Here is a 15152-nt window from a genome sequence, read left to right as displayed (position 1 = left end):
ATGTCGAGGATTAAACCCCTGCTGGTGCTCGGCCTGGTCTTGCTGGCCAGTGGTTGTGCCAGCACCCGCCCCAGCCATGATTACACCGCGTTCCAGAACGCCGCGCCCCATTCCATTCTGGTGCTGCCGCCGATAAACCGCAGTCCGGAAATCGTTGCCCCCTATGCCCTGATGGCCCAGGTGATGAAGCCCATCAGTGAAGCGGGCTACTACACCTTTCCGGTCACCCTGGTGGCGCAGACCTTTCGCAACAACGGCCTGACCGTGGCCCAGGATGTACACGCGGTGCCGATCCAGAAGTTGCGCGAGATCTTCGGCGCCGATGCGGCGCTGTACATGAGCATCGAAAACTACGGCACCAGCTATGTGGTGATCGCCAGTGACACCACGGTAACGGTGTCGGCCACCCTGGTGGACCTGCGCGACGGTACCGTGCTGTGGCAGGATCGCGCTAGCGCATCGTCGTCCGAGCAGCGCGGCGACAGCAATGAAAGCAGCTTCCTCGGTATGTTGGTGGAAGCGGCCGTCAATCAGGTGTTTGAAACCCTCACCGACCGCGGCTTCGAGGTCAGCGAAGTGGCCGCCGACCGCCTGCTGTCGGCCGACAAACACAACGGCCTGCTGTACGGCCCACGCTCACCCAAGTACGGTCAGGTGGGGAGTCAGTAACCTGACAAACGGCACTAAAAAACGCGCCGATGGCGCGTTTTTTTATGTCACTATTATCAGGCAAACTCAGCTGCGGTACACCGTCTTGATCAGGTGATAGCCAAACTTGGTTTTGACCGGCCCGTGCACTTCGTACAGGGGCTTCTTGAACACCACGTCATCGAAGGCCTTGACCATATCACCCCGGTTAAACTCGCCCAAATCACCGCCACGCTTTTTCGACGGGCAGATAGAGTGCTTCTTGGCCAGTTGCTGAAAGTTGGCGCCTTTGGCCAGTTGCTGCTTGAGCTTTTCTGCTTCGTCTTTGCTTTTAACCAGAATGTGGTAGGCGCTGGCACGTGGCATGGTGGTTTCCTCTAAACGTAACACCGGCAGTATACCGAAATCGTTACCGCCAATCCTCCTCATAGTCAGCCATTTTACCCCTATTACAGTTCTCACATAAAATCTGTAAGTTATCCAGTTCTAGCTCCAAATCAGGATACTTGGATCGCGGCTTTATATGGTCAACGTGCAAATCCGCACCGTAGCGCGCACTTGCTCCACATGCAACACACCTGCGCCCGTAAAAGTCGAGCGCTTCCATACGTAACTTTCGCCAAGCTTGCGAGTTATAAAATCCCGCTTTTGTTTTTTTCTTGAGTGGGTTGTATGGAACGTCTATAGCTTTGTGAAACGTTCGTGGCAAGTCATCAGGATCGCAATACATTGCCATTCGGAAGGGGTCGCTATCGGCACCTTCAAGGTATTTGTATACCTCTCTGAAAGCGACTCTTGGAGACTGATAACTACGAGTATATTCGGAGTCCTTCATTCTGAAAATGACTTTTACTTTGGACATTCAATCTTCTCACCATTCCGTGGTTGGTAAATTTTTATACCACACCTCAATGGTTCGCGAAAGGGTTCCAAAAGATTGAAACTAGTCGCTTTCTCCAAACTGCGACTTTTTGCTGCGCAGACAGTCGGTCAGGTAGGCCATCAGGGTTTTGATCCGCGCCACGTCGCGGTAGTCGGGATGGGTCAGCACCCAGATGTCCATCAACGGCGCATTGGGCTGGTCGCCCACCACCGTCAGTTCGGCAAACTGGGTGGCAATGTAATGGGCGCCGCGAATCAGTCCAAAGCCGTTTGCTGCGGCCTGATGACGCAACACCAGATCGTCGATGGTCAGCCCCACCGGCACATCCGGAAACGGGCTGTGCTGTATCCACTGCGCGGGATCACCGGTGTTGGGGTCGACAATCCAGCGCCGTTTGTCCGGTGGGGTTTCAGCCAGGTAACGGGGATTGGCGTAGTAGTTCACCGTGATCGGAAACAACCGGTGGCCGACCAGGTGTTCACTGGGGGTGTTGGACACCCTGACCACCACGTCGGCTTCACAGTCATCCAGGTCCACCGCCTGGTAATTCGAGCTGATATTGAGCGCAATGCCCGGGTGCAGTTGCTGAAACGCGCACAGTTCATCGAGCAGCGCATACTGCAACAGCGCCGGTGGCACCGACACCCTGATGGCCCCGCTCAGGTCCAGTTGCATGGCCCGTTCGATACGCTGGTTGTGTTTTACCAGTGCTTCCATCTCCAGCGCCACACCGAGCAATGCCTCGCCGAGGGGGGTTAGCTGAAAACCTTTGGGGGTAGCCTCGGCCACCGGTGCGCCGAATTTGTTATCCAGCGCCACGAGGCGCCGGGATACCGTGGTGTGGTTGACCGCCAGTTGCGCGGCGGCATGGCGCAGCGACTTGCCACGGTGAAGGGCCAGGATCAGCCGGTAATCATCCCAATTCTCCACGGCAGTTACTCAGCAAAGACTTCGCCTTGTGGCGGGCTGTCGGGGGTATGCACCGCAAATGCGCCGATGCGCCATTGGTCAGCCAGTTTCGATACAAAATAAGTCGCGCCAACCCGGTTGTGCACCGAGCCATCGTCGCGGTAACGCACCGCCACATTGCTGACCACCGCCATGTTTTCCCCCAGCGGTTTCACCGACACCGATTCCCAGTTCACCGAGGCAACGCCCTGCCCTTTGAGGCGATCCAGAAACCCCTGCACCTGATCATACAGCACAGCAGAGGTCACCACATTGGGCGAACCGCTGGGCGACATCAGCATCACCTGAGCATGGTACAGGTCCGGCTCACGGTTGAGCTCGCCGTGCTGAATGTAGTGGTTGTATTTTTCCATGTAATTGGCAAACAGGCGCTGGATCAGCGCATCATCGTCGGCTGCTGCGTGGGCCGGCAACAACGCCGCCAGCAGGCAGATAAACAGGCTCAACAGGGCTTGCAAGGGGAAGTGCTTCATCAGGTTGACCTCAATGTCATCGCAAACAGTGATTGGATGCTAACACACCACTTGTGGCCACCGTTGGCGAATTATCGGTTTATATCGTTGCTCTGACGCAACACTACTCCGTCGCAGGCCGGGTTTCACGAACAGTGCGCCAAGGGGGCCAAAATGCGCTAGAATAGCGGCTTTTCAACCTTCGAGGAAAAGCCGACGTGGCATTACAGTGGTTTCCGGGGCATATGCACAAAGCCCTGAAAGAAATAAAGGAGTCGCTCAATCAGGTAGACATTCTGATTGAGGTGTTGGATGCGCGCATTCCCTATTCCAGTGAAAACCCTGAAATTGCCAAGATCCGTGGCAATACGCCATGCCTGAAGATCCTCAACAAGTTTGATCTGGCCGACCCCGAGATCACTGCCCGCTGGCAGGCACACCTGGAAAGTGAGCGTGGCGTGACCACCATCACCACCTCCAGCGACAAGCCCGCCGAGAGCCGTAAGATCATGGATCTGGTGCGCCGCATCTGCGCCGACAAAGAGGCGTCGGTGAAAGCCATCAACGCCATGATCACCGGCATTCCCAATGTGGGCAAGTCCACCCTGATCAACATCCTCGCCCAGCGCACCATTGCCAAGACCGGCAATGAGCCGGCGGTGACCAAAGCCCAGCAACGGATCAACCTGGGTAACGGCATCGTGCTGCACGATACCCCCGGAGTGCTGTGGCCGAAACAGGAAAACCCCAACTCCATTTATCGTCTGGCCGCCTCCGGGGCAGTCAAAAACACCGCGATGGAATACGACGACGTGGGTTTCTATGCCGCCGATTATCTGATCAAGGCCTATCCTGAGGTGATGCAACGCCACTACAAGCTGGACGAACTGCCGGACACCGAACTGGCATTCCTCGAAGCGGCGGCCCGCAAACGCGGCGCGATCATGACCGGTGGCCGGGTGAACCTGCACAAGATCTGTGAAATTCTGCTCAACGAGCTGCAATCGGGCAAGCTCGGCCGTATCAGTCTGGAAACCCCGGAAATGCTGGTGCAGGAAGAAATTGAGATGGCCGAAGCGGCCAAGAAAAAAGCCGAGGACAAGGCCAAACGCAAGCAGCGCTTTAAAGAAGGCTCACTGACGCCGGACAAGAAAGATCGCAAGGAAAAGCGCACCGAAAAGCGCGAAGAGCAAAGCCGGCGGATGAAAAAAGGCCGGCGCTGAGGCTAGCCTTTAAAGCCCTTGCCGACCAGATAGACTTCGCGGGAACGGGGCCGTGAGGCGGCCGGTTTGCGCACAATCACCTTGTTGAACGACGACTTCACATCCTTGACGTACTCGTCATAGCCCACGCCCTGAAACACCTTGGCGCAGAAACTGCCGCCCGGCTTCAACACGTTGCGCGCCATGTCCAGCGCCAGTTCCACCAGGTACATGGAGCCGTACTGATCGGTGCTTTTCACCCCACTGAGGTTCGGCGCCATGTCGGAGATCACCGTATCCACCGGATCACCGCCCAGCGCGTCGAGGATTTCCTCGTACACCGACGCCTCGGTAAAATCGCCCTGAATGAAGGTGACGCCGATGATGCTGTCCATGGGCAGAATGTCCGAGGCGATCACCCGCCCCTTGTCGCCCACCACCGGCGCGACAATCTGTGACCAGCCACCGGGGGCCGAGCCCAGATCCATCACCACACTGCCGGGGCCGTACAGCTTGTCTTTCTCGTTGATTTCGATCAGCTTGTAGCTGGCGCGGGAGCGATAACCGTCAATCTGTGCCTTCTTCACGTAAGGATCGTTGACGTGTTCATCCATCCATTTCTTGCTGGTTTTTGATCGGGCCATGAAGTGAGTCTGCTGTTGGTATCGCTAAAACGGCGAGTATTGTAAACTTGCGAGCCTGAATTGCAAAACCCTAACCGATGGACAGGCTCGCCACGATGAAGCTAACCGATGTCAAAAAACTGCATCAGAAGAAATACCGCAACCAGTTGGGCCACTACCTGGTGGAAGGCGAGCACCTGATCCTGGAGCTGCAAAAGGCCATCAGCAACCCGGCGGAAGCCCAGCGTATCACCCTGTACGTGACGGAAGAACATGCCGACTGGGCCCGCCAGTTAGGTAGCGGTTTTCGACTCGAAGTGGTCAATGACAAGCAGATGGCCCAGCTGAGTGACACCCAGACGCCCCAGGGCATGCTGGCCTGTGTGCCCTTGCCGGATCTTTCTGCTCATCAATCCGCCCCACAGCCGGGCGAGAAGTGCATTTACCTGCATGAGGTGCAGGACCCCGGTAACTTGGGCACCATTATCCGTACCCTGGCCTGGTTTGGCGGCTTTCGCCTGCTGCTCAGCCCCAACAGTGTTGACCCGTTCAACCCCAAAGTGGTGCGCGCCAGCATGGGGGCGATTTTTCATTTGCCGATAGAGGTGGATGTGGCGTTGGCAGACTTGCCCCAGCGGTTTACCCGCTTTGCCTATCTGGATCTGCATGGCACGCCGGTCAACACCCCGGCGTTTGCCGATTATGACTGCTACCTGTTTGGCAATGAGGCACGGGGGGTGCCCCTTGCGTCAGTGACGGCCATCAACGGCAATGCCTTTACCATTCCCGGCAGCGGCGCCATCGATTCCCTGAATCTGGCCAACTCGGTCGGGATCTGTGCCTATCAGCTGTCGCTGTAGCGCACAGCGACACACGCGCAGGCGTTAGCGCCCGGCGCTGCTGGCCACAAACTCGTCGTAGGTGCCGTCAAAGAAATTCAGTTTCTGATCGGCAATCTCGATCACCTGGGTGGCCAGTGAGGCGATGAACTCGTGGTCGTGGCTGACGAAGATGATGGTGCCGTCAAACTGCAACAAGGCATGGTTAAGGGCCTCGATCGACTCCATGTCGAGGTGGTTGGTGGGCTCATCCAGCACCAGCACGTTGATGTCCTGCAACATCAGCTTGCCGAACAACAGACGGTTCTTCTCACCACCGGAACACACCCGCACTTTCTTGTTGAAGTCATCGGCGCTGAACAGCAGACGGCCCAGCATGGCCTTGACCTGCAGGTCGTCGTGTTTGGGGCCGCGCCACAGCGACATCCATTCAAACAGGGTCCAGTCGCCGTCAAAGTCACGGCTGCTGTCCTGAGGGATATAACCAATCGCGGCGTTCTCCGCCCATTTGATCCGCCCTTCGTTGGCTTCAAGCTCATTGATCAGGCATTTCAGCAAGGTGGTTTTGCCCGCACCGTTTTCACCGATGATGGCCAGGCGCGACCCGGCTTCGAGCAACACGTTGCCGTCACTGAACAGCGGCAGATTGGGATAACCGTGTCCTACCCCGTCCAGCGTGATCGCCAGACGGTGCAGTTTCTTGTGCTGTTTGAACTGAATGTACGGACGGCGGCGGCTGGAGGCCTTGATCTCGGCCAGCTCGATTTTTTCCAGGCGGCGTGCCCGCGAGGTGGCCTGCTTGGCTTTCGACGCGTTGGCCGAGAAGCGTGCCACAAAGGCCTGCAGGTCTTCGATTTCCGCCGACTTCTTGGCATTTTCATGCTGCAACTGTTCCTGAATTTGCGCCGCAGCGGCAACAAAATCATCGTAGTTGCCGGGGAAAATGCGCAGATCCTGATAATCAATGTCGGCCATGTGGGTACACACCGAATTGAGGAAATGGCGGTCGTGGGAAATGATCAGCATGGTGGACTTGCGCTTGTTCAGCTCTTCGGCCAGCCAGTGGATGGTGTAGATATCCAGGTTGTTGGTCGGCTCATCGAGCAGCAACACATCCGGGTCGGCAAACAGCGCCTGGGCCAACAACACCCGCACCTTGCGACCGGGGGCCACTTCTTTCATCAGGCCAAAATGGTATTTTTCTTCAATGCCGGCGGCGGTGAGGATATCCCCGGCGCGGGCCTCGGCGGTGTACCCGTCCATTTCGGCAAACTGCACTTCCAGATCGGCCACCCGCATGCCCTCTTCTTCGCTCATGTCGGCCTTGGCGTAGATGGCATCGCGCTCCTGCTTGATTTCCCACAGTGCGGTGTCACCCATGATCACCGCGTCGACCACCGACATCTCTTCGTAGGCAAACTGATCCTGGTTCAGGATCCCCAGCTTGGTGCCGGGGGCCAGCGATACGTTGCCCGCGGTGGGCGTTTGCTTGCCGCTCAGAATGCGCATAAAGGTGGACTTGCCGCAGCCGTTGGCACCGATCAGACCGTAGCGGTTACCGTTGGAAAATTTGGCGGAAATGTTTTCAAACAGCGGTTGAGAACCAAACTGCATGGTGATGTTGGCGGCACTGATCAAAGGGAAACTCTCGAATATTGGCGGTTGTCAGACACAGCGCGGACGCTGAAGGCCGCGCAGTATAGCAGACAAACCCGTCCACCTCACCCAAAGAAAAGGCAGAGGGATCAGGCAGTTTTCTTCGAGTGTTTCACCGCGTTGTGCAGTTGCCTGAGTTCCTGCTCGGTCAGGTTGCGCCACTCACCGGGGCGCAGTTTGCCCAGCTGAATGTGCATGATGCGGGTGCGCTTGAGTTTGGTGACTTCGTAGCCGAGGAATTCGCACATGCGGCGGATTTGCCGGTTGAGCCCCTGGGTGAGGATGATGCTGAACTGGCACTTGCCCCGCGCCGTTACTTTGCAGGGTTTGGTCACCGTGCCCAGAATGGGCACGCCGCGGGCCATCTTGTTCAGAAAGCGTTCGCTGATCGGCTGGTTGACGGTGACGATGTATTCTTTGTCGTGGGCATTCTCGGCGCGCAGCACCTTGTTGACGATGTCGCCGTCACTGGTGAGCAAAATCAGCCCTTCGGAGGGTTTGTCCAACCGGCCAATGGGGAAGATGCGCTCTTTGTGGCCCACCGCATCGATGATATTGCCCTTCACATGCCGCTCGGTGGTACAGGTGATGCCGATGGGCTTGTGGTAGGCAATGTAAATGCGGTCGGATTTATCCTCGGCCACGCCGCCGACGGTCTTACCGTCCAGCTTGACCACATCGCCGGGCTGCACCTTGGTGCCCAGCTCCGGCAGCTTGCCGTTGATGGTCACCCGCTGCTGCTCAATGAATTTATCCGCCTCCCGGCGTGAACACACGCCGGTATCGCTGAGGTATTTGTTTAATCGCTTGGGTGCTTGTGTACTCATCATTAACCCGTCGACGCGCCGCCCGACGCACTGTTGAAATCGTCAAATTAAGGGGGAAGTTTACAGGTTATTTTCGTACTGCCATAGGCCCGTTCAACTTCATAGTGACTCTAAGGGGCCTAGGTTAAGTTTGTGCCTGTAGGGGGACGTTGAAAAGATGATCGTACTCTGTCAACAAAAAGCAGACGTTCAACACCCAAATAACGGACAAAAACACGTAGGCTACAATACCAAGCGCAGCGCAGGGAGCCCACGTGCTATTATCACAACGAGCTTGCGAGCGAATTAATACGATGGTTAGGTGTCATACCCTGATACTTGCATCATCCTCGTAACAAAGAAAGTTAACTACAGCAGCTTTTTGGGCTGTGTTTATTTTTTTGAAATCTAGAGCAAATGCCTGATTTGGCGCTAAAAACTCACCGTTGATTTTACATTTTTCTTGTTCACATCTACCGACTTTGTCAGGAGCTCTCGCGGGAAAAGCGATAACAGTTTCTCCCTGTTTATTCACATCTAGTTTTTTGTTTGGTAATGCTGACTCTTGATATTGCACTATTTGTTCTACGAAACTGTAGACGTTGCTATATGAAATCTTAAAACCTGCACATGGTCCATCTCCACCGTTATACACAACAACTCTAGTAGTTAGATTATCAATAACTTCTGACGAAACAACTAAATCAGGAGTTTTGGGATTACTTAAAAGAGCTAACGACGAAAAAACAATTGCGACTATTACTCCTACAGAACTTATGTGATCCTTGAACTTAACTAGAAATGACATATGTTTCGTCCCTGATACCAAACCTTGAATCAGCCGCCGCATCAGCGGTTGGCTTGATTGACCTGCTAGTACGATTTTGTTCGACAATGACTGATTCTTCAATTTCTAGATGCCGCATACCATAACCACCAAAGGCTTATTCGTTAGGCAATCTAAATTTTTTGCTTTTCGGGAACTCAAAACTTCCCAAGATAACAGCAAAAGTAATCAGGCCTCCGATTAAAGTAAGCTTTCCAGTCAAAATATAACCTACTATTGACGCCACAGCCATAATTGGCAAATTATTTACCCTCTGAAACGGTTCGTTTTTCACTTTTGGGAGAACATCTCTCGTAACGCAATGACATAAGATTCCTGTTAATAGGGCAAATACCCTTGCTTATTTATCTAATTTATATAAATTAGATAAATCACAATCAAAAAGAAGAATAGTCTTATGAATGAGCAAGCGATCTTCGACCATATAAAACAAGCATTAGATGATGCGCCACGCAATCAGTACACCACTGAGTTGCATCTGCAAATGATCAAGTACGCTGATAGCTTGAAAAGTATGACTGCCAGAGAGTTTTGCGAAGGCGTTGGCCTTAAACCTAGCTTTGGTACTGAATTTTCTAAAATGCGTAATCTCACTCACCGTTTAAAAGCCGCAGGCTTAAACACTGACTTGCTCTAACCGCTCAGGCACAAGGACTTAAAGGAACACACATGGCAATTAAAAAGACAGAACTTTATTCATCATTATGGGCAAGCTGTGACGAACTGCGTGGCGGCATGGATGCCAGCCAGTATAAAGACTACGTGCTGACAATGCTTTTCATGAAGTACGTCAGCGATAAATACAAAGGCGACCCATACGGCATGATTGTCGTGCCAGAAGGTGCAAGCTATGACGATATGATAGCCGCTAAAAATGACAAAGAAATTGGCGAAAAAATTAATAAAATCATTGCCTCCCTTGCCGAAGAAAATGACCTTAAAGGTGTGATAGACGTTGCCGATTTCAACGATGAAGAAAAACTCGGTAAAGGCAAAGAAATGGTAGACCGTCTAACCAAGTTAGTCGGTATTTTCCAAGGCTTAGATTTAACGTCTAATCGCGCAGGCGGTGATGACCTATTAGGTGATGCTTACGAATATCTAATGCGTCATTTCGCGACAGAATCAGGTAAATCTAAAGGCCAATTTTATACGCCTTCGGAAGTGTCACAAATTCTGGCCAAAGTGGTGGGAATTAAAGAAGACACACCTCAAGATGCCACCGCTTACGACCCTACTTGCGGCTCAGGTTCATTGTTGTTAAAAGCCAGCGATCAAGCGGAGCGTGGTTTAACCCTATACGGACAAGAGATGGATAACGCCACCAGCGCACTTGCCCGTATGAACATGATCTTACATAACAACACCACGGCTAAGATCTGGAAAGGTAATACACTTTCTGACCCACAATGGAAAGATACCCCTAACCAATTAAAAACCTTTGATTTTGCGGTTGCCAATCCACCATTTTCGAATAAAAACTGGACCAATGGCCTAAACCCGGAAGCTGATATTTATAACCGTTTTACTTGGGGCATTCCACCAGAAAAAAACGGTGACTACACCTTCTTACTACACATTATCAAAAGCTTAAAAAGCACTGGTAAAGGCGCGGTGATCTTGCCGCATGGCGTACTGTTCCGTGGCAATGCTGAAGCCACTATTCGTGAAAACCTCATCAAACAAGGTTACATCAAAGGCATTATTGGTTTACCTGCCAACTTATTCTACGGCACGGGTATTCCTGCCTGTATTATCGTGATTGATAAAGAGCACGCGCAAAAAGCAGTTACGAGCTTTAACGAAGGTGATGAAACACTACCAACGGTATCAGGCCGCCCAATCTTTATGATTGATGCCAGCAAAGGCTTCATTAAGGATGGCAACAAAAACCGACTACGCAGCCAAGACATTCATAAAATTGTTGATGTGTTTAACAAAGGCTTAGAGCTTGAGCGTTATAGCCGCTTAGTAGAAATTGATGAAATTGCCGCTAACGACTACAACCTTAATATCCCGCGTTATATCGACTCATCTGAGCCAGAAGACTTACACGATTTAAGCGCTCACCTGCAAGGTGGCATTCCAAACCGTGACATTGATGCCCTTGAGCATTACTGGCAGGTATTCCCAAGCATTCGTGCCACTCTTTTCAAGCCTGAGCGTGAAGGCTACAGCCATGCACTGGTTGAAGCAAGCCAAGTTAAAAGCACCATTTTGGCTCACCAAGATTTTAAAGACTTTGCTGCTCGTAGCCTATTGCCATTTAAACAGTGGATACCAGAAGCAAAACTTAAAGAGATAAAAGTAGGCGATAACCCGAAAAACTTTATCTTTAACGTTTCAGAAAACTTGCTAAATAGCTATGCCAATAGTGACTTATTAAGTAAATACGATATTTACCAAATCCTTATGGATTACTGGGCTGATACCATGCAGGACGATGTGTATGTATTGGTACAGGACGATTGGCAAGCGGGTTATACCCTTCGTGAGTTAGTTGCTGCCAAGGGCGAAAAGCTCAAAGAAACGCCTGACTTAATTATCAATAAGAAAAAGTACAAAGCCGAGATTATCCCACCTAGCTTAATCGTTGCCCGTTATTTTGCTGACGAACAAGCGCAAGTTGATGCCCTGCAAGCCAAACAAGATGATGCCACGCAAGCACTTGAAAGCTACCTTGAAGAACATGGTGATGAAGATGGCTTATTGGTTGACGCCCTTAATGACAAAGACAAAATCACCAAAGCCAGCGTTGCTGCAAGAGCAAAACTCGCAACCGATGTTGATGAAGTTAAAGCACTGAAACAAGCAACCAAATTGTTTAACGCTGAAACGGCTGCGAAAAAAGCGGTTAAAGAAGCACAAGAAGCTTTGGACTTAAGCGTATTCAACCAATATCCAAAACTTACTATTGATGAAATAAAAACCCTGATTGTCGATGATAAATGGCTAGCAACACTTCAAGCCAATATAGTTGCTGAAATTGAACGTGTTACCCAGCAAATGGCAAACCGAGTTAAGCAATTAGAAGAGCGCTACAGCACGCCATTACCAACTCTTACTAAATCAGTTGATGACCTTAGCGATAAAGTCGCAGGCCATTTAAAAGCAATGGGCTTGGAGTGGTAGCAATGAGTGCATTAGAACAAGCAATTCCTGAAGGATATAGACAAACTGAAGTGGGTGTTATTCCTGCCAATTGGAAGGTTTCAAGGTTAGATGAATTAATTAGCTTCAAAAATGGAGCCGCTCATGAAGATTGCATTAATGAGTATGGAGACTTCGTTTTAGTTAATTCAAAATTCATTTCAACAGAAGGTAAAGTTCGTAAAGGATCGAGTGAGTGCAGACAAGCGGCCTTCAAAAACGATTTATTGATGGTTATGAGTGATGTTCCAAATGGAAAAGCAATTGCTAAATGCTTTTTGGTAGACCAAGACAATGTCTATACAGTTAATCAACGAATTTGTGTATTAACACCGAATCATGACGTTTCACCATTCTTTCTGCTTAAAACTTTGAGTCGAAATCCATATTATTTGGCTTTTGATGATGGCGCAAAACAAACAAACCTAAGAAAAGAAGATGTTCTTTCATGCCTTTTAGTCAAGCCGCCTATAAAAGAACAAACCGCCATTGCCAATGCCTTGTCCGATGTGGATGCGCTATTTACGGAATTGGAAAAGCTGATCGCGAAAAAACAAGCGATTAAAACCGCCACCATGCAGCAACTGCTGACAGGAAAAACCCGTTTACCGCAATTCGCCACTTACACCGAAGGCGAAAAGCAAGGCCAGCTAAAAGGCACAAAACCCAGTGAACTAGGTGAAATCCCTGAGGATTGGGAGGTGGTTACTTTTGGTGAATTATTCGAGCAATCTATATCCAGAAAGTCCTTAAAAGCAGATATGACAACTACCTTCGTTGGTATGCAAGATGTTAGTGAAAGTGCTCGCCTGATTAAGCAGACTCCTGTCATTGTTAGTAAAGTAAAGTCTGGTTTTACATATTTTGAACGTCATGATGTATTAGTTGCCAAAATTACTCCTTGTTTTGAGAATGGAAAAGGTTGCCATACTAAGAAACTAGATACGGAACATGGCTTCGGTAGTACTGAATTTCATGTGCTGAGAGCAAAGTTAAATGCAGATTCAGACTTTATTTATTTTTGGACAACAAGAGATATATTTCGACAAGAGTTGGAAAGTGAAATGGTCGGAAGCGCTGGACATCGCAGAGTTCCATTTTCAGCGCTCCAAAACTATAAGATTCCATGCCCTGATTCAAAAGAAGAACAAACCGCTATCGCCACTATCCTCTCGGATATGGATAACGAAATCCAAACCCTTGAACAGCGCTTGGCGAAAACTCGCCAAATCAAACAAGGCATGATGCAAGAGCTACTCACAGGCCGCACCCGATTGCCATTAGATAAAGGTTAAATGAGAAAAGGAATTCAACTATGACACCAACAAGAAGTTACTACCGCATTATGGCAGGCCAAGCCTGCAAATACGCGCAACAGTGTTTTGAGCAAGGTTTTATCGGTGGCGACTGGGGCATTGAAGGTGATTTAACCAATGACCTAGGCGATAACTGGCGCGACTTCAATCGCCAGTACATCCCTGTATTTCTAGAGGCCAATCCTGACAAAACCAAAATAGGCGCAGGCTTAGCGTGCGGTATGTTACATACCATTTGTAAAGGTATGACTAAAGGCGACATCGTATTTTGTCCTAACGGTAACGGGATCTATTATGTAGGCGAAGTCATTTCCGATTACTACTATGCTGCGGGTGAGGTATTACCCCATAGACGAAAAATAAAATGGCTAGAACAAGGCATTAGCCGAGAAGAAATGTCGCAGCCATTAAAAAACTCAGCGGGTTCTGTCGGCACGGTGAGTAACATTACCAAATATGCTGAGGAGCTTGAAGCGTTATTAGATGGGAAAAAGCCACCTGCATTAACTCACAGTGATGAGTCTGTTGAAGACCCAAGTGTATTTGCGTTAGAGAAGCATCTAGAAGATTTCTTAGTCGCCAATTGGCAATATACCGAATTAGGTCAGGACTATGATATTTACACCGAAGACGGTGAACTTGTAGGCCAACAATATCCCTCAGACACTGGCCCCATTGACATATTAGCGATCAGTAAAAACAAACAAACTTTGCTGGTTGTTGAGCTAAAACGAGGCAGAGCAAGTGATAACGTTGTTGGACAAATCCAGCGTTATATGGGCTATGTAAAGCATGAATTGTGTGAAGAAGGACAAAAAGTTAAGGGTATTATTATCGCCCTTGAAGATGACTTGAAATTACGCAGAGCCTTAAGTGTGACAGATAACATTGAGTTTTATCGCTATCAGGTCAGCTTCAAATTGCTCAATTCATCAAGTGAGTTTTAGGAAGTCACATTTATGGCAGAGCACTATTATTTAGGTTGGGATGTCGGTGGCTGGAATTGCGCTAGAAACCGTAATAGCCGCGATGCTTTAGTGATCCTCAATAGTAAAAATCAAATTGTTGGCACGCCTTGGCGTGGAAACTTATCGCCAACCATTAATTCAGCAAACAGCCAAGTTGACTTTATTACTTCACTATTTTCGCTCTGCAAAACTGAATACACAGGTGGTCACATTACCTTGGCAATAGACACGCCCCTTGGATTTAGTGAGCATTTTTATGACTTATTGACAGGGAAATTTGTAGATTGTGATACCGCTAACGCGCTAAACCCTTATCTATTTAGGTATACAGAGCGCTTTTTAGCCGAGTGGGGCTACACGCCTCTCTCCCCTATTAAAGATATGATTGGCAGTCAGGCTACAAAAGGTATGCACACCTTGGCTAAATTTGTGCCTGACATAAAACAAGCAGGTGTGTGGAAAAGTGACAACATCACCGCAATTGAAGCTTATCCATCTCCCTGTGCTCAGTCTGCCATTATTGAAAAATTACAAAAAAGTGCGGGGCTTGAGTGGAGTATCAACGAAATTGGTGAAGAACAGTTAGTCGATCACCGCTTACCAACACAAGATCATATTGATGCATTTACCTGTGCATTAGTTGCCAAATTATTTGTTGAGCAGGCTGAAATGCTTAGGTTCCCTAATGAGCTAGCACCACTTCGAGAGGGATGGATTTTTCTTCCCACAGATTGCTTTAACGAAAAGAACAGAAAAGACCACTTTTTAATTAGTGAAGAATTACAAGGATGAA

At 49.9% G+C, this 15152-nt stretch carries 16 protein-coding genes; 8 read left to right on the top strand and 8 right to left on the bottom strand.

Annotated features, from left to right (window positions below; all coding sequences use genetic code 11):
• A complete protein-coding gene (locus tag LJ739_RS09735; protein WP_229160677.1) occupies window positions 1-669 on the top strand; it encodes a DUF799 domain-containing protein in 669 nt (222 codons plus the stop codon).
• Between the two features lie 66 nt (window positions 670-735).
• Here LJ739_RS09735 and LJ739_RS09730 read toward each other — a convergent pair whose 3' ends face one another.
• The 4 genes from LJ739_RS09730 to LJ739_RS09715 all read right to left on the bottom strand — a co-directional run bounded on the left by LJ739_RS09730 (window position 736) and on the right by LJ739_RS09715 (window position 2973).
• Complete coding sequence (locus LJ739_RS09730; protein ID WP_229159943.1) at window positions 736-1014, bottom strand: peptidylprolyl isomerase; 279 nt, start codon at window positions 1012-1014, stop codon at window positions 736-738.
• A gap of 43 nt (window positions 1015-1057) precedes the next feature.
• Window positions 1058-1510 carry an HNH endonuclease gene (locus tag LJ739_RS09725; protein WP_229159942.1) on the bottom strand — a complete coding sequence of 151 codons (453 nt, stop codon included), beginning with the start codon at window positions 1508-1510 and terminating at the stop codon, window positions 1058-1060.
• 81 nt (window positions 1511-1591) lie between these two features.
• On the bottom strand, window positions 1592-2461 hold the full coding sequence (locus LJ739_RS09720) for a LysR family transcriptional regulator (protein WP_229159941.1): 870 nt from the start codon (window positions 2459-2461) through the stop codon (window positions 1592-1594).
• Window positions 2462-2466: 5 nt separating this feature from the next.
• Entirely contained in the window at window positions 2467-2973 is a 507-nt protein-coding gene (locus LJ739_RS09715) for a hypothetical protein (RefSeq protein ID WP_229159940.1), read from the bottom strand.
• A gap of 197 nt (window positions 2974-3170) precedes the next feature.
• On the opposite strand from LJ739_RS09715, the gene ylqF reads away from it, so the two are divergent.
• Window positions 3171-4175, top strand: coding sequence for a ribosome biogenesis GTPase YlqF (gene ylqF / locus LJ739_RS09710; RefSeq protein WP_229159939.1), 1005 nt, complete (start codon window positions 3171-3173; stop codon window positions 4173-4175).
• 2 nt (window positions 4176-4177) lie between these two features.
• Here the strand turns inward: ylqF and rlmE are convergent, their stop codons facing one another.
• Window positions 4178-4798, bottom strand: a complete 621-nt coding sequence (rlmE, locus tag LJ739_RS09705) for a 23S rRNA (uridine(2552)-2'-O)-methyltransferase RlmE (protein ID WP_229159938.1) — start codon at window positions 4796-4798, stop codon at window positions 4178-4180.
• Between the two features lie 95 nt (window positions 4799-4893).
• Here rlmE and LJ739_RS09700 point away from each other — a divergent pair, with 95 nt between their 5' ends.
• A complete protein-coding gene (locus LJ739_RS09700; RefSeq protein WP_229159937.1) occupies window positions 4894-5637 on the top strand; it encodes a TrmH family RNA methyltransferase in 744 nt (247 codons plus the stop codon).
• A gap of 24 nt (window positions 5638-5661) precedes the next feature.
• Here the strand turns inward: LJ739_RS09700 and LJ739_RS09695 are convergent, their stop codons facing one another.
• The 3 genes from LJ739_RS09695 to LJ739_RS09685 all read right to left on the bottom strand — a co-directional run bounded on the left by LJ739_RS09695 (window position 5662) and on the right by LJ739_RS09685 (window position 8973).
• A complete protein-coding gene (locus tag LJ739_RS09695; protein WP_229159934.1) occupies window positions 5662-7254 on the bottom strand; it encodes an ABC-F family ATPase in 1593 nt (530 codons plus the stop codon).
• Window positions 7255-7361: 107 nt separating this feature from the next.
• Window positions 7362-8099 carry a 23S rRNA pseudouridine(2604) synthase RluF gene (rluF, locus tag LJ739_RS09690; RefSeq protein ID WP_229159932.1) on the bottom strand — a complete coding sequence of 246 codons (738 nt, stop codon included), beginning with the start codon at window positions 8097-8099 and terminating at the stop codon, window positions 7362-7364.
• Window positions 8100-8403: 304 nt separating this feature from the next.
• Window positions 8404-8973, bottom strand: a complete 570-nt coding sequence (locus tag LJ739_RS09685; RefSeq protein ID WP_229159930.1) for a hypothetical protein — start codon at window positions 8971-8973, stop codon at window positions 8404-8406.
• Between the two features lie 349 nt (window positions 8974-9322).
• Here LJ739_RS09685 and LJ739_RS09680 point away from each other — a divergent pair, with 349 nt between their 5' ends.
• The 5 genes from LJ739_RS09680 to LJ739_RS09660 are packed head-to-tail and all read left to right on the top strand — an operon-like array spanning window position 9323 to window position 15151.
• Complete coding sequence (locus LJ739_RS09680; protein ID WP_229159928.1) at window positions 9323-9562, top strand: HTH-like domain-containing protein; 240 nt, start codon at window positions 9323-9325, stop codon at window positions 9560-9562.
• Between the two features lie 32 nt (window positions 9563-9594).
• Window positions 9595-12057 carry a type I restriction-modification system subunit M gene (locus LJ739_RS09675; protein WP_229159926.1) on the top strand — a complete coding sequence of 821 codons (2463 nt, stop codon included), beginning with the start codon at window positions 9595-9597 and terminating at the stop codon, window positions 12055-12057.
• Window positions 12058-12059: 2 nt separating this feature from the next.
• Window positions 12060-13370, top strand: a complete 1311-nt coding sequence (locus LJ739_RS09670; RefSeq protein WP_229159923.1) for a restriction endonuclease subunit S — start codon at window positions 12060-12062, stop codon at window positions 13368-13370.
• Between the two features lie 20 nt (window positions 13371-13390).
• Entirely contained in the window at window positions 13391-14338 is a 948-nt protein-coding gene (locus LJ739_RS09665; protein WP_229159921.1) for an endonuclease NucS domain-containing protein, read from the top strand.
• A 12-nt stretch (window positions 14339-14350) separates the two neighbouring features.
• Window positions 14351-15151, top strand: coding sequence for a hypothetical protein (locus LJ739_RS09660; protein ID WP_229159919.1), 801 nt, complete (start codon window positions 14351-14353; stop codon window positions 15149-15151).
• Window position 15152: the final 1 nt, after the last annotated feature.

This window comes from Fluctibacter halophilus, assembly GCF_020687825.1.
GTDB lineage: Bacteria > Pseudomonadota > Gammaproteobacteria > Enterobacterales > Alteromonadaceae > Fluctibacter > Fluctibacter halophilus.
This window is presented reverse-complemented; position numbering and strand designations above follow the sequence as displayed.